Below are 21,378 nucleotides of genomic sequence, written 5' to 3' on the forward strand. Positions count from 1 at the left end.
TAATTCCCTGCTAATGAATATTCATCAGCCTTTTTGAAACTCGTCAGATGAAAGAATTATTCTGTGCTCTTAGAGTTTTTGCGATATTGTGCAGGAGAAAGTGACAGATATTTCAGAAATAATCTCCGAAGGGAAACAACGCTCCCCAAACCGGATTTTTCAGCAATCAGATCGATGCTCATATCGGTATATTCCAACATATTTCTAGCCTGATCAAGTCTCATTTTTTCAAGGAACTTACCGGGTGTCATTCCTGATTCTTTTAGAAATACTCTTGAGAAATTCCTGACACTCATATTCATGAATTCAGCGATATTTTCTATGTTTATTGACTGTTCAAGTTTGTCTTTAAGCCAATCTCGCACTTGTTTTGTAAAGGAAGAAAGCATTTCATAATCGGGTAAAGCATTTCCAAATTGGGATTGTACTCCGGGTCTTTTTAAATGAAGCACAAGATGCTTGGCAACTTCGGAAGCCAATGGTTTTCCAAAGTCTTCTTCTAATAACGCCAATGCAAGATCCATCCCTGAAGAAACTCCTCCCGATGTATATATTTGCTGATCTTTTATAAAAAACGGATTGATATTTACGTTCAGATCAGGATAGTTTTTTTGTAAAATATCGGCATATTTCCAATGAGTTGTTACCTGTTTTCCTTTTAAAAGTCCTGCTTTTGCTAATACAAATGCTCCAACACATACCGATCCGATGCGCCTTACCTGTGTAATTATATTTTGCAAATAATTGTAAAAATCGGAGGTGATCTGGTCTAATACTTTAAGTTCTGTTCCCGCCACTAATAAAGTATCTATTGGAAAATCAATATCATAAATTGTGTGGCTGCAAATTAAAGGCATTCCTGAACTTGAGTGTATCATCTTATCAGAAGTACCAGATACGATATAAACCTGATATCCAATATCAGCAGTATTAAAGAAATTGGCAGCTGTAAAAACATCACAGGGACCGGCAACATCCAATAGCTGCACCTCCGGCAATATTAAAAGTACTATATTTTTCTTTTGCTTATTTTTTTCCTGCATGTCCGTTTCTCAATTGTATAATGCAAAGGTATCCAGAATGCCTTATGGCTGCAATGACAAAAAAAGAACATTTTCGGACACAAAAAAGACTGCCTTAAAAAGACAGTCTTTCCACTCTCACTATAAAATTAGCTATAAAGCTATACTTTTTGTTTGTATAGGAACTGAAAAAACTTCTGCAAGTGGCTGCAATTCCGGAAATACTCTGAATTCGTTTATGCAGGTGATAAGCTGCGGGATTTTAAGTACAATGCTGTACGATTCAGATAGGGTAAAAGGATGATCAATAAAAGGAAAGCGGCAAGCAGCCAAACCATTATTTCGTAATAATCCATTGCAAAACGCACGTGATCCTGAACATTCATTCTGCTTACTAAGAGTTTATTTGAAGCTTTTACAGCGTGGTCTTCGAGCATTCCGCGTGCAGTCAGCTTAGAGGTTTGCTTATGAAGAAAGTCTTTAACAAAAGGATCTACTGCACTTAGATGATCCTGAAAAGCATTATAATGACGACTTTTTTCATAAAGTTCAAAAAAATTAATCAAAGCTATGCTGACGCAGAATCCCAGGTACCGTATTGCCAGTGCTGTTGCTGCCGCTGATGGACCTATAGAAGCCGGAACTGATGATATAATGAAAATAATCGTCGGCACCATGATTAATCCTACGCCTAATCCCTGAAGAAATAAAGGAATATAATAATTGAATTCATTCGCTTGTATATCAAAGGAATAATACATCAGCGCATGAAACAAAAGCAACATTAAAAAGCCAGGAACCCAGACATACTGTATTCTTTTCTTCTGTAAAACCATACAGCAGGCTATGATAACTCCGACAATTAATCCAGAAAGGTTAAAGATGTTGATATAAGAAATATAAAACGGATCGAGATGAAGTTCTGTCGCAAAAAAAGCATTGGTAATTCCTGAAGCAAAACGACAGATATACATTACAAAGAGAACCAGCAGACCAATCTTAAAGTTTCTGTATCTGAAAACTCTTAAATCAATATAAGATCGTTTAATTGACTTCTGACGGAAAACAGATATTGCTCCCAACGCAAGAATTCCGATCACACTTCCTAAAATACGAGGATCTTCCAGCCAATAATATTCCTGTCCGAAAATAGTAATATATCCTACTAAGACGAGAATTGTACTGAAAACTGCAAAACTTTGCCAATCTAATTTGTACAAATGGAATCTCACGTTGGGTCTGTAATTCGTCATCGCCAGGGTAAGAAAAATAAGCCCCGGCAGATATGAAAAGATCGCTGTTTTATAGACAATATTAAAATTATATGAGTCTATGAGATCTGCTGTAATCAGGTTATTAAAAGGTAATGCACAGATGAGTATACCAAAAAACACTGAAAAACTGATCTCTCGTCCTCTTTCGCTGCTCAAGCGGGTAAAAATCAAAGTAAGTGAAAGGTTGACATTTCCTGCAAATAACATTCCCTGAAGGAAACGTATCGGAAAGAGGACGTAGATCTCATGGGTTAAATAACATATCAGACACGCTACAATCTGTAATGTTGTAAATAATAGAAAGTATTCTTTAGCTGCAAGAAAACTGAAAAATCTTCTTTCCAGGCTGTAAAATCCCACATATCCTGCATAAAATAACGCTACAGAAAACTGGATATCCGCCGGCTCACTTCCATAATATCCTGCTGCTGCATTCACATTGGATAACGGCAGAAAAAATATGATGATTCCGGGCAGGGTCATGGAGAAAAGAATAATTTTCACCAGCCATTCCGGAGCCCATCTTTTGAAGTAAGGCATTTGTCTTTTAGCCATTAGGAGTGTTTTTTATTGGCATATACATTGACGTTCATTCCCATTTTCAGAACGTCGATGTCTTTTCTTTTTCCTTCCACTTTGATTCTCACAGGAATACGTTGTACAATTTTCACGTAGTTTCCGGTAGAGTTATCGGGAGGCAATAATGAGAAACTGGAACCTGTAGCTGGTGATAGCGAAATGATGGTTCCCTGAAATTCTCTGTCGGGATAAGAATCTGCCACAATTTTTACTCGATCTCCTACATGCATATCTTTGATCTGGGTTTCTTTATAATTGGCAACCACCCATTTGTCTGTTTCGTTGTTAACGATAAAGGCAAGAGTTTCTCCGGCATCAATCATTTGTCCTACCTCAACGGTTCTTCGCCCCATTCTTCCATCGTAAGATGCTACTACAGCGGTATAACTAACGTCCAGCTTGTGACGGTCCAGTAAAGCTTCAAGTCTTGCAATTTCAGCACGCACTACAGTTTTTTCTGCCTGGATATCACTTATTTTAGATACAGAAGCGGCATATTTGTCCTGAGAAGACTGATAGTCACTTTCATTGACATCCAACGTTGCTTTTACATCTTCAAGTCTTTGTTTTGTAGCAGATTCTTCGTCGTAAAGTTTTTTATAACGGTTATAATCAAGCTGTTGTTTCCATACTTTTGCTTTATTGGCATCTACCTGTGCCTGAGCTGCTGCGGCTTCTTTTTCTGTGGTTCCGGTATTACTTTCTAACACTTTCAGTTCAGCACGCGCTTTCTGAAGTGCCGCCTGAGTTTGTTTCTGCTGGAGAACATATTCCCGATTATCAATAAGCAAAAGGGTATCTCCTTTTTTTACTTCCTGGTTTTCCTCAAATTTTACGGCAACAATGAAACCTCCTGCTCTTGAAATCACAGGGTTTACATATTCCTGTACCTGAGCATCATTGGTTTGTTCATATCGGTAATAATTCTTTAAGGTAAAACCGCCCCAGACAGCAAGTGCGGCAACGATTAAAACTGAAATCCATCCTGTAATCTTTGTGATCAGTCTGTCGGTGGGAGTATATTTTTTTTTCATTGTATTATAAAACGCCTGTGATATTTTGTAGTAAATAATAATTGTTTTGTGCCATGATCTTTGCAGCCTCCAATTCGAATTTCGTCTGAAGAAACTGTATATCAGCATCCAGTAATTCTGTTATAAGAGAGGTCTGGCTGAAATAAGTATTTTTAATGATCCTTGCATTTTCTTTTGCCTGAGCAACATTGGATTCTGCCACTTTTATCTGCTCAAGAGCTTCCTGATACCTCAGATAGGCTTCTTTTACCTGTTGTCTTATTTTATCTTCCGTATCCTTGTGTACTTCTTCTTCTTTTTCAAATTCCAGCGCTGCGGCTTTTACTTTCTGGGTATTGTGGTAGAGTGAGGAAATAGAAAATGAAGCTTTAATTCCTACAATTCCTAATGAATACCAATAAGGGTTATAAGGATATAGGAATATCTGCGGATTGGCATAATAAAATTCTCCGTACATACCGACTTTAGGGCGTACGTTGGCTTTTACCTGTTTCAGTTTGATCATACTCAGCTCCGTTTGCTGTTCGGAAACATGATAATCGAAAGAGTGATCCAGCGCCAGTTTCAAATATTCTGCATACGTTGTACTTTCATCCCACTGATTCAAAGGAGTTTCTGGAATTACTATCTGTTCATCGGGCACCCCAAGAATAATGTTTAATTTTTGAGTTGCGATAAGAATATCATTTTCAATAGTAACCAAAGTCATTTTACGTTTGGAAAGCTCAAGATCTATTCTTAACACATCACTTTTAAGTACTACTCCGTTTTTATATAAGGCTTGTATTTCTTTAAGCTGTGTCTTCTGATCTTCAATATCCTGTTTAATAAGGTCTCTGAAGATTAATGTTTTCTGTAATTCAAGATAAAGTGCAGCTGTTTTGTAATGGATATCAGAAACGGATTGCTCCTTTTGAATATTTTTTATCTTTTGAAGGGTCTGGTTTTCCTTGATTTTAAGATTTAATTTATTCCCGTTGTAAATATTAAGATAAAAATCGGCTCCGGCTCTGTAAAGGGTGTGGATTACTTCATGTTGGGTAGGTTTGGAAAAGATACCATTTTCATAGATGGGAATGTTGGACGCTTTTTCTGCAGAACCTTTTACTTCTATTTCCGGAAGACGTTCTCTTTTGGCGTCTTTTACTTCTGCTTCTGCGATGTCTACATTAATAGTTTTGATCTTAATATGACGGCTGTTTTCTTCAGCTCTTTGCCATGCATCTTTTAGGGAGATTCGGATGGTATCATTGCTTGGACTGCCTGTCTGGGCTGATATGGCGTAGGAAGCTCCCAGCATCAGCAGTCCGGTGACATAAATTTTCATTTGAATTTTTCGAATTATTGCACTGCAAATTTATTCTCAATCCTGATATTATCTTTATCTAAAATAGTCAACTTTTACATGATTCCAGCCAAATGATTATATTTGCATTTTCATAAATTAACAAAGTTTTTATGGGGTTAATAGCAGCACTTCCGGATATCGATAAACACGACAAAAGTGTATTTGTGATGCACGAAAAATCAGAGAAACTGATTCCTTTTCATAAACATACGAAAGGGCAGTTAAGCTATGTAGAAGGCGGTATTGCTTATATTACAATAGATAACCGGACATACGTAGTCCCAGCCAGACATTTCTTCTGGATACCCCAAGGTATGGAACATATCTTAGAGATCGGACACACCGCTACCGTTCTTCGTTCTCTTTATTTTTATGCTCATGATGATTCGTCAGATCCTTTTTATGGTAAACTTGGAATTTATCCGGCATCAGAACTTTTAATCCAAATGATTAAATACACGGAAATGTGGGATGAAAAGCATGTGACGGAAAAGGATGAGAATTTTGAATTTCTGATCGCCCTAAAAAAGATTCTGCCTAAAACCCATAAGCAACCTTTACCAATCATTCTTCCTGCAACCCACAACAAACAAATGATGAGAATTGTTTCTTATCTGGAATGGAATATCGGGGAAAAGCTTACGCTTACCAATGTAAGTGCGAGATTTGGGTTGAGTGAACGCTCGATGTCACGCCTTTTTAAAACAGATATGAATATTTCGTTTCTTCAGTATTTAAAAACATTAAGAATCATTAAAGCTATTGAGCTGCTTCTGAATACTGATAAGGCGATTAATGAAATTGCGGATGATGTTGGGTACAGCTCGATCAGTGCGTTTAGTGATACTTTTCATGAGTTTACGCAGTCTAGACCTTCAGATTTAAGGAAAAGTAGTAAGGCTTTTCGTGCACCTTCTATTTGATGGGGCTTGTGTTTTATTGCTGTGGGTATTTTTTTGCCACGAATTCACGAATTTTTTTTTGAGAATATTAATGATATATAGTTTTCCCGAATGCTTGAGGAAATAGAAGGATCTGTAGTATTTTTTGCCATGAATTCATGATTTTTTTTTGAGAATATTAATGGTATATGGTTTTGCAGAATGCTTGATGAAAATCATTAAGCAGAAAGGGATAAAATGAGGTAAAATCACGTGATTTTATGACGAAACTATATAAAACAAATCCTCTTTTTATCACCAGTCTGCTTTAATGACTTATTTTTTTAATTATTGTACGGCTTTCATAATGGCGCTGGTAATCTGCTCTTCTTTCTTTTTTGAATAGGCAGAATCAAAAGGCTCCATTACATTGAATAAATATTGATAGAAAGTAGTGATTCTCTGAACTTTTTCTGATTCTTTTGTAGCTTTTTCTTTGTCCATTTTCTGAAGCCCTTTGACTAGTATATTGAATTTTTCGTCTATCGGTTCAATGGATTTCAACAGGTATGTTTTTGCTTTATCATTCTGTCCTAATATCTTGTAAGCATCTGTTACAGCAGAAACAACAAGGGCATACTCCATAGGTTTTGGTCTCATCTGTCTTCTGGCTGTTGCCTGAAATTCCGGAGAAAGTTTAAGGTAATAATCATACTCTTCAAATATTGATTTCTTTAAATTTTCCGCCAACTGAAGTCCTTTTTGTTCTTCTCCTGCGACAATATATCCTGTTACAATGGAGCTTAATGAACGGGGATCATTGTATTTTTCAGCAGGAATTTCTTTTGCAATAAGATCCAATAGTTCCTTTGCTTTTGCCTTTTCTCCTTTGAGAACAAGCGCAGAAACGGCTCTGCTTACCGACATTCTGTAGTTTATAATATTGGAAGTAGCGGTTTCGTCATAATAAATGCTTAAATCCTTAAAATTCCCCCATTTATAGTTTTTTACAACATTGTAAAGTGAAATAGCATCTACCCTACCTTTATCACCTTCCGGACTTTGAGGAGTACGAATAGGAATGAGCCTGTAACTGAATCCGTCAAACTGCAGAAAATCATCAAGGTAAAATAAATTCTGGCTGTCATACATTCCTGCTGAAGAGAAGTTTATAGGGCGTTTCCAGTCAAAGTTTGCCAATATATCCATCATGATAAGATGACTTTTATAGAGCGTATTTGCTTCATAATTAATGGTAATCTGATCCACTGCATGCTGAAGATCAGACGGATTAATAATTCCTGATTTCACGGCATTCTCTTTATTCACAGGAAGAACAAATTTATGTACCGGAATGATGTTATATTTTTCGTATTCTTTCTCCCCAAAATACATTTTCAACAGCTCATCTTTAGCCGGAGATTTATGTTTTAAAAATTGAAGAGCTTCTTTTACCGTCATTGAATCCTGAGTAAGAAATTTTTTGAATTCCTGAAACTCTGCATCCGGAGCTCCCTGATCTTTTAGCATAGCAAACATTCCTTCCCAGTCTTCCTTTTTCATAAGATATACCTGATCGTTTACTCCATCTCTGTATTCTTCGTGGGTTAACCCACCGGGAACTGCCGCCGCATTGTAAGTTTTTCTTTTTACCTGATCTACATTCCATGGAGTGGCAAGCAGTGTGAAGTTCACTGTTTTCACATCATCCCGGAATCTTTCAGTTTCCTGGAGACCCCAAACCGGATAGGTATCATTGTCGGCATAAGTGAAAATAATACCATTTTTAGGTAAGGAAGCAAGAAATGAGTAGGCAGAGTCATAAGCTGCAGATTTTTTACTTCTGTCATGTGAAACATAATTCTGGAAACCCATCATAAAAGGGATTCCCAGCAAAATTACCCCAAGCATAATATTGGCAGTATTGGATTTTACTTTAGATTGAACAACCCATAGAATACTCCCTGCTCCCAGTCCGATCCAAATGGCAAACGCATAGAACGATCCTACCATTGCATAATCTCTTTCTCTTACTTCAAATGGTTTTACTCCTGTGTAGAAAACAATTCCCACACTTGTTACAATAAATAATGATAATAGTGCATAGAATCTCCCAAAATCTCTGTTCAATTGGAAAAAGAAGCCTATAAGCCCTAAAATAAGAGGCAAAAAGAAGAATTTCACTGTACTTTCATTCTTAAATTTAGCCGGCATATGATCCTGATTTCCCCATAAAGCATCATCAATAAATGAAAATCCTGAAATCCAGTTTCCATTCGTATTTTCCATATGTCCCTGAAGATCGTTCTGTCTTCCTACAAAATTCCACATCAGATATCTTACAAAATAATATCCGTTCTGAAAGGAAAAAAAGTAGTCCATATTCTGTGCAAATGAAGGTCTTTGGACGTTGATAAGATCATAGGGCTTCACTTTCATATAATCATCCACGGTGATAGAGTCATCTTCATATTTTGCTCTTAGCTCATCAAAAATCTGTTTTGCCTGTGGGTTATCAGCTATATCTTCATTATCATAGTTGAATGTAAAATCCGGCGCTCCGTACATTGAAATATAGTTAGCCATTACATCTTTATCCTCACTGAACATTCTAGGCATAAAGCTTATGTGAGATTTATTGTAGACATAATTGAATCTTTCTCCCGTTTTTCTGTATGTTTTGGTTTTTTCATCCTTCTCATACATATCTCCGGTTACTTGTCTTTTATAGCTGCCGTCTTCATTTTTTTCCAAGCCTTTTCTATCAAGAGCGGCTGTATAATTTTGTCCGTAGATTGTAGGCCAGTCTCCGTACTGTTCTCTATTGTAGTAATCTTTCATCCCGATTGCCGTATCAGGATCGTTAAGGTTCATTGGCGGATTTGCGTTTGCTCTGATCGGGATCACCATCCAGCATGAAAAGCCAATAATCATATATACGACAGATAAAACGATGGTCTGGTAAACATTCTTTTTTGTTTTTCTGGCATATTTAATGAGAAAGAAACTAATCATTACCATCAGAATAAATGCGACTACCGTTCCTGAATGGAAAGGCATTCCCAATCCGTTGACAAAGAAAATTTCCAGTCTTCCGAACATCGTCATGATCAAAGGAAAAATAATTTTAAACACAAATGCCAGAACTCCCAGTGTTATAAGATTGGCGACAATAAAATTCTTCCACGTAAATGAATAATTTCTTGCATAATATATCAGGCATATTGCCGGAATCGCCAGCATACACATCATATGAACTCCTACAGAAAGCCCTATAATAAAGAAAATAAGAATAATCCATCTTTCGTTATCTGCAGCCTGATATTCATTTTCCCATTTGGTAATCAGCCAGAGTAAAAGTGCAATAAACAAAGATGCCATTGAATATACTTCTCCTTCTACCGCCGAAAACCAGAAGGTATCCGAAAATGTAAAACATAGGGCACCAATAGCTCCGGCAAACAAAATGGAAATTTCCTGATGCCTGGTAATCTCTTCTGAATTTTTATTTAAAAGCCTTCTGAAAAGATGAGTAATGGTCCAGAATAAAAATAAAATCGTAAGTGCACTGAACAACGCAGACATAGCATTGATCACTATAGAATAATTACTGCTGTTTCCCAATGCAAATATGCTTGCTACTGCCCCTACAATCTGAAATAAGGCAGCTCCGGGAGCGTGTGTTACTTCAAGTTTGCTTGCTGAAGAAATATATTCGCCACAATCCCAAAAGCTCAAAAAATGTTCTATCGTTGAGAGATAGGTAATGAATGCAATCGCAAAAAGGAACCAACCAAGAATGGTGTTCCATTGTTTAAAAGACCAATTTTTCATATAATATTTTCCAATAATATCAGTAAGACAACTGATAGAAAAGATTTATTACATGAAAAGGTGTTTTTTTTAATAAATTTATAAATAGAGCCAGAAGATGGAAGCCGCTGTCAGCCTAAATATCTAATATAAATTATCATTAGCAGTAAAAATACTGAGCTATTGATTATATTTCAATTACGTTTTACTTTCAGCCTACATCTTCTTTTCCTTCAATTTATCAATATGTATTATTCAATCCTCCATCTAGAGGAATACTTGTTCCTGTAAGATAAGATGAGTATTCTGAAGCAAGAAAAGCTACAAGATGACCATATTCTTCAGGGGTTCCGAAACGCTTCATCGGGATTTTATTTTCGCGGGCTTTTCTGATATCTTCTTCAGAAATACCTGCTTGCTGAGACTCACTATTCACGAGCTTTTTAATACGTTCGGTATCAAAATATCCGGTTAAAATATTATTCACGGTAATATTATGCTGAGCGACTTCATTAGATAAGGTTTTTGCCCAAGCCATAACTGCTGAACGGATAGAATTGGAAAGCGCCAGATTTCCAATAGGTTCTTTTACAGAGAGTGAGGAAACATTGATGATGCGACCATTCTTTTGTTTTATCATGTATGGCAAAGCTAATAAAGTGGTTTCACAAACCGTTTTAAATAGCAGATCAAAGGCTTTCTGATAATCTTCTACATTCTTGTCAACGGAAAGTCCCGGTTCCGGACCATTGGTATTATTCACCAGAATATCTATGGAATGTGTACTAAAATATTTTGTAATGATTAATCGATAGCTTTCAAAGTCTGAAAAATCTGCCACAAGATATTCATGTTTCTGATCTGGATTTATCACCGGCAATGTAGCCATGAAATCTTTTAGTTTGGTTTCATTACGAGCCATTAAAGTGACATTGGCACCACATTTTGCCAACTCAAGAGCGATTCCGGCTCCTATTCCCTGAGTAGCACCTCCTACTAAAGCATTTTTTGAAAAAAGCTGAATATTCATAATATACTGATAATGGTTTTACCTATTAAAGGTAAGAAAATAAGATAACATGAATAAAAAAACTCCTGTCAATACTGATTGGCAGGAGTTTTAATTTATAAAATTAATATTCTGTATAATTAAATGTTTTATCAAGCTGATCAAAAGCTATTTCTTTGCCGAGAATTTCTTTTACCTCATCAAACGTCACCAGACCTTCGGTTTCAAAGGAATTACCTGCAGATACTTCATAGGTATATTCAAAAATATCACGCTGATAGATATTCTTGAGAATGTCCACCTGTTTTGGAGTTAAATAAGGTTCATGGGTTTTCAATTGATTGAGAAGATTATTTTTCATTTCCTCTTCATCTTCTTCAAAGAACATGGATTCTTCATCTACTTCTGTGACTGCTTCCAATAGCTGACGAAATATAAAATCCTTAAAATTTCCGGCAAGCACTTCAGCTTCTTCATCATCATGCGGAATAATCGTCACAGGAACTTCACCATTCTTCTCCAGATCAAACTGAAATGCATATAAATCTCCTGCTCCATTAGCCGCAAACGGAACAAATTGATACTTTGGATGAATATTTCTGTAGTCTTCAACATCTTTCATTTCTTCAATGGAAGTATCTACGAGCTCTTCATCATTCCATATTTCAATATCATATCCAAACAGAAGCAATGGTGGATTTTCTTTTAATTTTGGAAAGGTTGTAGCATACCATTCACTTTCTGCTTCTCCCCAATCCAACATATTATTTTCATTTAACTGTCTGTAAATTTCCGGGTATTGAAAGTTATATTTCTTTTCTAATGCTGATATATTCATTATTGTTATGGTTTCAGTATTTGATATTAATTAAATTTTGATATTTCTTTGATTTATGTATTACGCACCATACAGATGTAGGTATTTACTTTTTTATTATAAACACTTCTACAAATGGCTCATTCTGTGTTTGTATTTTATTCATTTAACTCAAAAATAGTCTATTTTATCGGAGTTTACAATCGTTTCAACCCAAGAAAGACCTCAAAAATATCCTTCTCTTCAATCCTTTGTGTTCAAAAGGTAAAAGGATAATTCTGACTCAATGTAGATTCTATAGTATTCAATGCATCACAAAAACATTGTTTTACGGAATCTGGAATCGTGTCATGCTCATCAAAATACTCGTCTAATTGCCGAATGAGAAACGCCATTTGCAGCCATTGCCCGAAATTAAGGTACATGGGTTGCAGTTTTTCGTCATAATCATGATCATAGAACAAAACATTTTCATTTTTATCTAAAAACCATAGATCTCCCTGTCCGTTTCTGGCAAAGCACCAATAATCCGGCATTTTAAATTCTCTGTTTTCATTAACCGCTTCAGCAGTGTTGTACAGAATGGTTTCTGAAGAAATTTCAATAGTTTTTATTGAAGTTACCAGCTTTTTATATTGTTCCGAAAAAGGAAAGCTGATAGTCTTTGGAAAATTTTGAATATCTTTCTTTTGCTGTAATATCTCTGCTTCTATAGCTTCAACAGATACTATTTTAAATAAAATCATTCCCCTAATTCTGTTTTTCTATTCATATTTAAAGTAAATATTTGATCTCCATCTTCCAATTCTCTATCCATTGAATTGTAATCTACATTCTATAATAAGATTATTTTTTTCTACCAGCTCTACAAATGCCTGAGTAACAAAGTCAATCCCTTTATTTTCATCCTGAACAGCATATTTTGCATTGAAGGATACTTTGTTTTCAAACTTAAAGCTCATTCCGTCAAAATCCTTTACAATAGATGCTGTTTTTAGAAACAATGCAGCATATACAGGAATAGGTTGCCCTTTCAACATGCAGGGTATAAATTCTATTTCATTCTTAAGCTCTTCTTTCAGGACCGATACGGCTTTTTGTGAAAAGAGTTCTCCTACTCCGCCGGTATAACAGGTATATAAATCATAATCTTTTAAAAAAGTATCCAGATTCAGCTGATACTTTTCTATAAATTCTTCTTTAAGGGGAATACTATTATTCTTAAGTGGAAAGTCTCTGCATTCGGGCAGTTTAAATTTATCAAAAATTTCTCCTTTCCTGTCAATCACAGTAAAATAATAGTCTTCTCGTTCATGGAAAGAAAATAAGGTATATAAATTCATTATGGTATTCTTCATTCATCCAATCGTTCATAGGTTATATTTATTTCAATAATGCATCCATATCATTATAAAAAGAATCTTTGCTATAGTCTGCTAATCCTGTATGTCGAAGACGGATTGCTCCTCTTTTATCCAATACAATGGTAGTAGGCAATGAGCCGTCATAGATTTCCCTTGGAATAGAGCTTGCAGGAGTTATGAAAGGAACTGTAAAACCTTTTTGCTTCAAATATGCTTTTCCTGCCGCAGAATCATCATCCAGATTTATGGTCAAAAAAGCAATATCAGGATTGGATTTGTATTTTTCATAAAACTTCTGAACGGAAGGAAATTCAGCACGGCACGGAGGACACCATGATGCCCAAAAGTTCATGAATACTACCTTCCCTTTTAATTCTGATACATTAATAAGCCTTCCGGATTCGTCTTTTAAAGTAAAATTGCTATAGGTAACAGTTTCCTGAGTTTCCGGTTCTGATATACCTGAATTTAGCAATCCTGTAGAAGCCACCTGTCTCATAAGCCAAGCTTTAGCGTCCGGATTGACAAGCAATATAATGAATAGAATAGCTAAAATCGCTGTAGACCAATTGTTTCTGAACCATTTTTTCAACTGTTCCATATTTCTTCCTAATAATTCTTTATAGCAATATAAGTCGAATTATTTAAATCGATGGCAAATTGAATCAAACCACAAGCTTTATAGGTCTTGTATTGCCACCAATGCACGAATAATATTCTATTTTCTCAGACATATTTATCCTTACAGCTAATAAAAATTCGTGCATCCGTGGCTATATAAAATAATTCAGGCTTTAGTATGTAACTAATTTCCTTTCTATTCAACTAATCCAACAAAACAATAATCTATACAAAGAGTTTTACTACTTTAAAAAATAAACTTAATGCAAACATCTTTTTTAAAAATTGCTACTGCCTCGGCTGCACTCTGCATCAGCAGTTGGACTATGGCACAGCAGAAATATCAGGTAAGTGGTACCGTAAAAGATCAGAAGAACGGCGAATTACTGATCGGAGTCAATGTAAAAGTAGCTGAGGATCCCTCCATCAATGTAATCGCGAATGAATATGGGTTTTATTCTCTTTCATTACCTGAAGGAAATTATAAAGTAGTTATTTCTTATCCGGGATATAAAGATTTTGAACAGCAAATAACCGTTAACCAAAATATAAAGCTAGATCTTCCTCTTAGCCAGCAGGAACAGGTTTCAAAAGCTATTGATGAAGTTATTATTACGGGCATTAAAAAGGATAAAAATTTAACGTCAGCTCAAATGGGTTCGGAAACGTTAAATATTAAAAATATAGAAAAGCTTCCGGTTCTGTTTGGAGAAAAAGATGTCATGAAAACAATCCAGCTGTTACCGGGGATTAAGAGTAATGGTGAAGGTAGCAGCGGATTCAGTGTGAGAGGCGGTGCTACAGACCAGAACCTTATACTGTTGGATGAAGCTCCTGTGTATAATGCATCTCACCTACTGGGATTTTTCAGTACTTTCAACAGTGATGCATTGAAGGATGCCAGCATTATTAAAGGAAACAGCCCTGCACAGTACGGAGGAAGACTTTCTTCTGTAATGGATGTGAAAATGAAGGATGGAAATAATAAGGATTATAATATCAACGGAGGTATCGGACTCATCAGCAGCAGGCTAAGTGTGGAAGGACCTATTCAAAAGGAAAAATCGTCATTCATTGTTTCAGGAAGGAGAACATACGCAGATTTGTTTCTGAAAACTTCTCCGGAATACAAAGACAATAAATTGTATTTCTATGATTTGAATCTAAAAGCAAATTATCAGATCAATGATAATAACCGCTTATATCTTTCAGGATATTTCGGAAGAGATGTTTTGGGATTAGGAAATACATTTTCAACTGATTGGGGAAATACCACAGCTACATTGAGATGGAACAGTATTATTAACAGTAAATTGTTTTCCAATACTTCATTTATCTACAGTAATTATGATTATAAAATCAGTCTGAGAAGCAATGATAATACTTTTGGGCTAAATTCTAAGATCCAGGACTGGAACCTTAAACAGGATTTTACATGGTTTGCCGGAAATAAGCATTCGGTTCGCTTTGGGCTACAGTCTATTTACCATACGATTACACCAAGCAGTGCATCCGGTACAAGTGTGAGCAGCTTTCCAAGAAATCCGAGAAAATCATGGGAGAATGCTCTATACATCAACGATGATTTTAAAGCTTCGGAAGCTCTTACCATCAATTATGGGGCAAGGCTTTCCATGTTTAGTGTTTTAGGGGGCGACACATTTAATACGTATGAAAATGGAGTTCTTACCGACAGCCAGTTTCTTGAGAAAGGAAAGTTCGGGAAAACATATGTGAATATCGAGCCAAGAATTTCTGCAAACTATCGTATCAATGAAGTAAGCAGTGTGAAGGGTGCCTATTCCAGAAATACTCAAAACCTGCATCTTTTAAGCAATTCTAACAGTGGTAATCCTACAGATCAGTGGATTGGAAGCAGTTATACAGTGAAACCTGAGATTGCTGACCAGATTAGTTTAGGTTATAGCAGGAATTTCAATAACAACAATTATGAGCTGAATGCTGAGATCTATTATAAATGTATGCAGAATCAGATCGATTTTAAAAACGGAGCCCAGATTAGTTTTGACACTGCTGCTGATGTAGAAAGTGAGCTTTTATTTGGGAAAGGAAGGGCTTACGGACTTGAACTTATTGCTAAAAAGAAAAGCGGAAAGCTTACAGGATGGATTTCTTATACTTTATCTAAAACTGAACGCAAAATCGATGGAATCAATAATAATGAATGGTACAACGCCAGAATGGACAAAACGCATGATCTTTCTGTGGTTGCAACCTATCAGCTGAACACTAAATGGTCTTTATCGGGATTATTTGTTTATAGTACCGGGAATGCAGTGACATTCCCTACCGGAAAGTATGAGCTGAACGGACAAACAGTTTTCCAATACAGTAACAGAAATGCTGACAGAATGCCTGCATATCACAGAATGGATTTCAGTGCCACTTATGAACCGGAATCCAATAAACGTTTCCGCGGATCATGGACTTTCGGGATTTACAATATCTATGGGCGCGAAAATGCGTATACTATCACATTTGAAGATAATCCAAATAATCCGGGAACTACCCGCGCCATGCAGACTTCTTTATTCCGTTGGGTTCCTAATATCACCTATAATTTCAAATTTTAAATCATGAAAAATACTTTTTTAATCATATTATCTCTGCTTCTGATCACTTCATGTCAAAAGGAAATAGACCTGGATCTGGCTGATCAAAGCGGAAAGATCGTTATTGAGGGCAATATTACGGATCAGGCAGGACCTTACACCGTCAGAATTACAAAAACTGTAGCTGTTTCCAATCCTAATATATATCCGGAAGTTGCCGATGCACAGGTTATTTTAAGTGATAATACGGGGCAGACAGAAACCTTGCAATACATAGGCAATGGCAAATATCAGACAACGACATTTACTGGAGTACCTGGAAGAACATATACCATGAAGGTACTTGTAGCAGGACAGCAATATACGGCTCAAAGCACAATGCCCCAAGCTGTGGATTTTGAAGGTCTGGAACAGGATTCATTCAAATTTGGAGACAGAACCAGCTATACGCTTTTACCGGTATTTACGGATCCTGTGGCATTGGGTAACCGATACCTGTTTACTTTTACGATCAATAATCTTAGCAAAAAATATATTGATGCATTTTCAGATAACATCAATAACGGATTGCCTAATCAACGCCCGATAATGCTTCCAAATGATGATAATAAGGGTGCTGATCACCAGGTTGTAGCCGAAGATACAATCTACGTGGAAATGCAGTGTATAGATACCAATGTATTTACCTATTACAGCTCTCTTCTGGATCTTTCGAATGGCAGCGGAGTTACTCCATCCAATCCACCAAGCAACATCAGCAATGGAGCTTTGGGATATTTTTCTGCTCATACCCAAAGAAATAAGAGCATTGTGATTCAGGAAGATAACAATCAATAAAACTTAAAAAGGATATTTCAGCATGTTGGAATATCCTTTTATTTTTCATATTATTTAAATACTACTGACATTCTGTTGTCATAGCTTGGGCTTAGTTTTGCATTAATTATAAATATAAAATTATATGAAACTAGCATCATTAAGAATCATTACCAAAGACATCAAACAGTCTGTAGAGTTTTATGAAAAAGTAACAGGCTTCACAGCACAATGGTATACAGAGGATTTTGCAGAGCTTACAACGGATACAATTACGCTTGCGATAGGAAGTACGCGAACGATGAAATTATTTGGTGCAGAACAATTGTCAGAAACCCAGAATCATATAAGCATCATTATAGAGTTCTTAGTTTCTAATGTAGATACTGAATTTGAAAAAATCAAAGGCTTAACGAATCATATTATTCAGGAACCTACAACCATGCCTTGGGGCAACCGTTCTCTCCTATTTTGCGATCCGGATGGTAATATGATCAATTTCTTTACTCCTGTAAGTACGGAGGCTATTCAAAAGTTTGGCTAATTCTTCTAAACAAAAGCATAGATCTAAACCATTAAAATTTATAATATGAAAAAGTGAAAACTAGCTTTGCTTAGGCTATAGATAGAATTGTTTTTAACTACATTATAATCGATTCATTCGTGCATCCTTGGCTATAAAATATTTTTGCCAAGGATGCACGAATATTTTTGCAATTCCGCGTTATTAGTAAAAATCAGCAGAGTTAAAAATAATAATTTTGTCGTTCTTGTAATTCTATGTTTCCTTTCTGCTTTAAAATTCTTAAAACACATAGCAATATAGACTAATGTATAATCAATTTATTCGTGAATTCGTGGCAAAAAAACATATAAAATATTGAAAAGCAATACATAAAACAATAAAAAAGGAGGTCAACTGCCTCCTTTTTATTTTGTACTAATAACCTACCAATTGAACTTCCTTATAGTAATTTGTGTTTTTTTTTCTTATCGATCATTTGGTTTTTCAAGAAGTTCTCGCTAAAGGTATTCATACACTTCTTATTTTATTTTCATCACTTGCGTTTTTATATAACTATAGTTTATTATTTGTATAGTTTTATGATTTACCTATTCTGAAGTGAAAAAGCTTAAAAAGTAATTCCATTTCATTGGTAAATTTTATAGTACAAAGTAACGACATTGAGCAATATTATCATCTATAAACCCCATAGATACAAATCGGATGCATTGTAGATATTTATCGATAAAATTCTTTCAATATTTTAAAAAGCGAGAAACAGTCCTTAAAAAAACGTTATATTTTATGATGTGTTTTGATAAGATCAATCAGTTCAACCAGGTTATCTATTTTTAATTTTTCGAAGATATTTTTTTTAATGGTGCTTACTGTATTTTGTTTTATATCCAGATTGTTTGCAATTTCAAGGTTACCAAGCCCTTCTGCATATAATTCAGCAATCTGAAGCTCTCTTTTGGTCAAGCCGCTCAACGGGCTTATAAGAGACGGATTATAAACAAACTGTACCAGTAAGTTTCTGGCAACATCAGAAAGATACTCTCCTTTCTGTATAAAATTGATGATAGCTTCTCTTACTTCTTCTTCTTCACTTAATTTACTTAAATATCCATTAGCACCAGCCTTAATGAATTTAAGCGCATACAAATCTTCTTCAAGACCTGTAAAGATCAGAATTTTAATATCAGGGTTGGCATTTTTAAGCTGTGGTAAAACATGCAGACTGTTTCCTTCCGGGAAGTGAGCATCAATGATTGCCATTTCTATTCCCTTAGACTCTACCAACTCTACAGCCTGTTGTAAAGATGAAGTATGATAAATTTTAGCATTGGGAACAATATCGGTAATGACAATCTCCATTCCCTGTCTTACAATGCTGTGATCATCTGCTAAAAGGAATGTGATCTCTCTGTTTTCAATTGGCATTTCCATTATTTATTATTAATATTTAAATTTATCCTGAATGTTACTTTTGTTCCTTTGTGTAGCTTACTTTCAACGGAGATATTACCATCGAAAAGCTCTACGATTTCTTTAACCAGGTTCAGCCCAAGTCCGGCACCAAGATTATCTACTTCATCAGAAACTGTTCCTTGGTAATATGGGTCAAAAATCTTTTTCAGATCAGATTCTGAGATTCCTACTCCAGTATCTCCTACCGTTGTGATCAGCGTTATTTTATCCTTACCGGCAGGTTCGGTAAACATCACAAGATCAATCTGTCCGTTTTCTGTAAATTTATTGGCATTTCCCAGGATATTCATAAAGATCTGATTGATTCTTATATTATCTGAAAATACAACTACATCTTCAGGAATTCTGTCCGTCACTGCAAACTTATTATTTCTTGTCTCCAGATAGGGCGTTATTACTTTTACAATAGAACTGATCTCATCTTTAAGGTTAAAAACCGACTTAATCAGTTTCTTTTCCGCATCCTGATTCTTTGTATATTCTAAAATCTGATTAGACTGCAGTAGCAATGTACTGTTCGTAAACTTAATAGACTTCAGATAATCCTTAATGGTTTCATCTTCTGTTGTCCTGTGGATCTTATCAATAAAGATATTAATAATTTTTAATGGTGACCTCAGATCGTGGCTCAGCATTCCTAAAATTCTGTTTTTGAAATTCAGGTTGTTTTTAATTTCTTTATTCGCTGCATCCAGTCTTCTTTCATAGATAAATGCTACTCTGGTAAAGTACATGATCAGAATTGATACGATAAACATTAAAACCATCAGCCCTAATACGAGGTATCTTCTGATTTTATTATTATTAGAGCTTTGTTTACTGTACTCCTTTTCAAGCTCAGACTTAAAATCTTTAATAGCACGCTCATACACATCGATAAGCCCGTTACTGTAAACCAGCAATTTATTAAAGTTACTGTAAAACTGCAGATTGTCTCGTTGTTTTCTTGCCGCATCCTGCTGAACTTTTTTTACCTCAGCAGCATAATGCTTGTCCATAGATTTCAGGGTATTATCCATTTTGGATTTTACCTGGGAAATATCTATAGTTTTATTATTCGTTAAGGTAATTACCGTACTTTCTTTCTGAACATCTACTTTTCCTGTTACAGCATCCTTTAAACGACCAAAAAAGCCTTTCTTCTTAATAGTATCCGCATAGGTACGGGTCTGAATATTGAAATCATCGAAGTCATTTTTATACTTCTGTGGTTCATATTGCTTCTCCTCTATCTTTGCAGGTTGATTCAAAGAGGTTTGGTATACGGAATCAATCAGTGTTTTCAGCTTATTTACCTTCACTGTATCCTGCTTATGAAGTGCCAGATTCTTTTTTAGTCTCGGACTTGTATTTTCATACTCACCGATTTTATCAAAATTCAGCTTAAGTTTTTTGAGGGATTCAAAATATAACTGCAGATCTTTATTGTCCTGAGTGACCATATACGTCTGAAGATGCCCCTGCGCATCCATAAAATCTTTCCTTGAATTATCCGTTAAGCCACCTAAAGCTCTGCTTTCCTCCAATTGAGTTTTAATAAACTGCAGTTTCTTTTCATTAACGACCTCGTTATAAAAAAATATTCCGATAATCACCTGTATCAATAAAATGCAGATAATTAACGAATAGTGAACAACTTTCCTTAATCTAAAATTTAAGAATTTATAACCCATATCAACTAGCTAAATTAATACTCTAATTCTTTTAAGTTCTTATTTATCATTAGTCTTAACCCATATAATATTATTGCCAAAAATATAATAATCGGCATATACGGTTCAATTGGCAAAGTTAAAGTAAATTTTGTCTTCTTGATAATAGTAAATTCCCGATAAAATTGTCGAAATAGAATCCTACTTTACATTAAAACAGCTATAAAACCTTAGCTTTTCATTAAAGTAAATATATTTTTTTGGATTAGATGTAAAAATTGAGGATAATGCAAAAACTCTTTTATTTTAAAATCATCAATAAATTCATATGTTTTTTCATTCTTCAATCCATTTTCGGAAGGCTGCTGTATTACTTTGGCTGGTGATAAGATGATCATTAGCTCCTTTTACCTTAATGGATAAGTATTTTTGTTGTAACGCTCTATCCTCTCAACGTATTTTTATGAATAATTTCACTGGTGTTGATTCTAAAGAATTCTGATCTGTTAAAGAATTTCTAAGTAAAAGTTTTTTTTCATGCTTTTGTAAAGCGTTTCTCTGAAAATGATTTTAGAAGAT

The 21,378-nt window shown here is 35.3% G+C and carries 16 protein-coding genes; 4 read left to right on the forward strand and 12 right to left on the reverse strand.

All coding sequences use genetic code 11. The features are described from left to right. Positions 1 to 56: 56 nt before the first annotated feature. The 4 genes from AC5YGG_RS06915 to AC5YGG_RS06930 form a co-directional block, all read right to left on the reverse strand. A complete protein-coding gene (locus AC5YGG_RS06915; protein WP_496143767.1) occupies positions 57 to 1,043 on the reverse strand; it encodes a GlxA family transcriptional regulator in 987 nt (328 codons plus the stop codon). A 215-nt stretch (positions 1,044 to 1,258) separates the two neighbouring features. After that, the gene (locus AC5YGG_RS06920; RefSeq protein WP_496143769.1) at positions 1,259 to 2,851 is read right to left on the reverse strand and encodes an MFS transporter; all 1,593 of its coding nucleotides are present in this window, start codon (positions 2,849 to 2,851) and stop codon (positions 1,259 to 1,261) included. Beyond that, complete coding sequence (locus tag AC5YGG_RS06925; RefSeq protein ID WP_496143770.1) at positions 2,851 to 3,909, reverse strand: HlyD family secretion protein; 1,059 nt, start codon at positions 3,907 to 3,909, stop codon at positions 2,851 to 2,853. Before AC5YGG_RS06925 ends, AC5YGG_RS06920 begins: the two co-directional genes overlap by 1 nt. A gap of 4 nt (positions 3,910 to 3,913) precedes the next feature. Next, entirely contained in the window at positions 3,914 to 5,236 is a 1,323-nt protein-coding gene (locus tag AC5YGG_RS06930) for a TolC family protein (protein WP_496143771.1), read from the reverse strand. A 131-nt stretch (positions 5,237 to 5,367) separates the two neighbouring features. Here AC5YGG_RS06930 and AC5YGG_RS06935 point away from each other — a divergent pair, with 131 nt between their 5' ends. Next, positions 5,368 to 6,180 (forward strand): AraC family transcriptional regulator, encoded by an 813-nt coding sequence (locus AC5YGG_RS06935; RefSeq protein WP_496143772.1) that lies wholly within the window; start codon positions 5,368 to 5,370, stop codon positions 6,178 to 6,180. A gap of 306 nt (positions 6,181 to 6,486) precedes the next feature. Here AC5YGG_RS06935 and AC5YGG_RS06940 read toward each other — a convergent pair whose 3' ends face one another. From AC5YGG_RS06940 to AC5YGG_RS06965, 6 genes are all read right to left on the reverse strand, one after another. Further along, positions 6,487 to 9,972 (reverse strand): glycosyltransferase family 117 protein, encoded by a 3,486-nt coding sequence (locus tag AC5YGG_RS06940; RefSeq protein WP_496143773.1) that lies wholly within the window; start codon positions 9,970 to 9,972, stop codon positions 6,487 to 6,489. Between the two features lie 220 nt (positions 9,973 to 10,192). Further along, positions 10,193 to 10,981: an SDR family oxidoreductase gene (locus tag AC5YGG_RS06945; RefSeq protein WP_496143774.1), complete on the reverse strand. Its 789-nt coding sequence runs from the start codon at positions 10,979 to 10,981 to the stop codon at positions 10,193 to 10,195. A 103-nt stretch (positions 10,982 to 11,084) separates the two neighbouring features. Further along, entirely contained in the window at positions 11,085 to 11,798 is a 714-nt protein-coding gene (locus AC5YGG_RS06950) for an SMI1/KNR4 family protein (protein WP_496143775.1), read from the reverse strand. 236 nt (positions 11,799 to 12,034) lie between these two features. Further along, positions 12,035 to 12,523: an SMI1/KNR4 family protein gene (locus AC5YGG_RS06955; protein WP_496143776.1), complete on the reverse strand. Its 489-nt coding sequence runs from the start codon at positions 12,521 to 12,523 to the stop codon at positions 12,035 to 12,037. Between the two features lie 63 nt (positions 12,524 to 12,586). Continuing rightward, on the reverse strand, positions 12,587 to 13,135 hold the full coding sequence (locus AC5YGG_RS06960; RefSeq protein ID WP_496143777.1) for a hypothetical protein: 549 nt from the start codon (positions 13,133 to 13,135) through the stop codon (positions 12,587 to 12,589). Between the two features lie 25 nt (positions 13,136 to 13,160). Beyond that, positions 13,161 to 13,742: a TlpA family protein disulfide reductase gene (locus tag AC5YGG_RS06965; protein WP_496143778.1), complete on the reverse strand. Its 582-nt coding sequence runs from the start codon at positions 13,740 to 13,742 to the stop codon at positions 13,161 to 13,163. Between the two features lie 283 nt (positions 13,743 to 14,025). Between AC5YGG_RS06965 and AC5YGG_RS06970 the strand changes: the two genes are divergently transcribed. The 3 genes from AC5YGG_RS06970 to AC5YGG_RS06980 all read left to right on the forward strand — a co-directional run bounded on the left by AC5YGG_RS06970 (position 14,026) and on the right by AC5YGG_RS06980 (position 17,695). Then, positions 14,026 to 16,356 carry a TonB-dependent receptor gene (locus AC5YGG_RS06970; protein WP_496143779.1) on the forward strand — a complete coding sequence of 777 codons (2,331 nt, stop codon included), beginning with the start codon at positions 14,026 to 14,028 and terminating at the stop codon, positions 16,354 to 16,356. Positions 16,357 to 16,359: 3 nt separating this feature from the next. Next, positions 16,360 to 17,172: a DUF4249 domain-containing protein gene (locus AC5YGG_RS06975; RefSeq protein ID WP_496143780.1), complete on the forward strand. Its 813-nt coding sequence runs from the start codon at positions 16,360 to 16,362 to the stop codon at positions 17,170 to 17,172. A gap of 124 nt (positions 17,173 to 17,296) precedes the next feature. Then, entirely contained in the window at positions 17,297 to 17,695 is a 399-nt protein-coding gene (locus AC5YGG_RS06980) for a VOC family protein (protein ID WP_496143781.1), read from the forward strand. Between the two features lie 756 nt (positions 17,696 to 18,451). Here AC5YGG_RS06980 and AC5YGG_RS06985 read toward each other — a convergent pair. Both AC5YGG_RS06985 and AC5YGG_RS06990 read right to left on the reverse strand, forming a co-directional pair. After that, positions 18,452 to 19,105, reverse strand: a complete 654-nt coding sequence (locus tag AC5YGG_RS06985) for a response regulator (protein WP_496143782.1) — start codon at positions 19,103 to 19,105, stop codon at positions 18,452 to 18,454. Continuing rightward, a complete protein-coding gene (locus AC5YGG_RS06990; protein WP_496143783.1) occupies positions 19,105 to 20,742 on the reverse strand; it encodes a sensor histidine kinase in 1,638 nt (545 codons plus the stop codon). Before AC5YGG_RS06990 ends, AC5YGG_RS06985 begins: the two co-directional genes overlap by 1 nt. Positions 20,743 to 21,378 lie beyond the last annotated feature (636 nt).

It is taken from the genome of Chryseobacterium sp. CS2K3 (assembly GCF_059515185.1).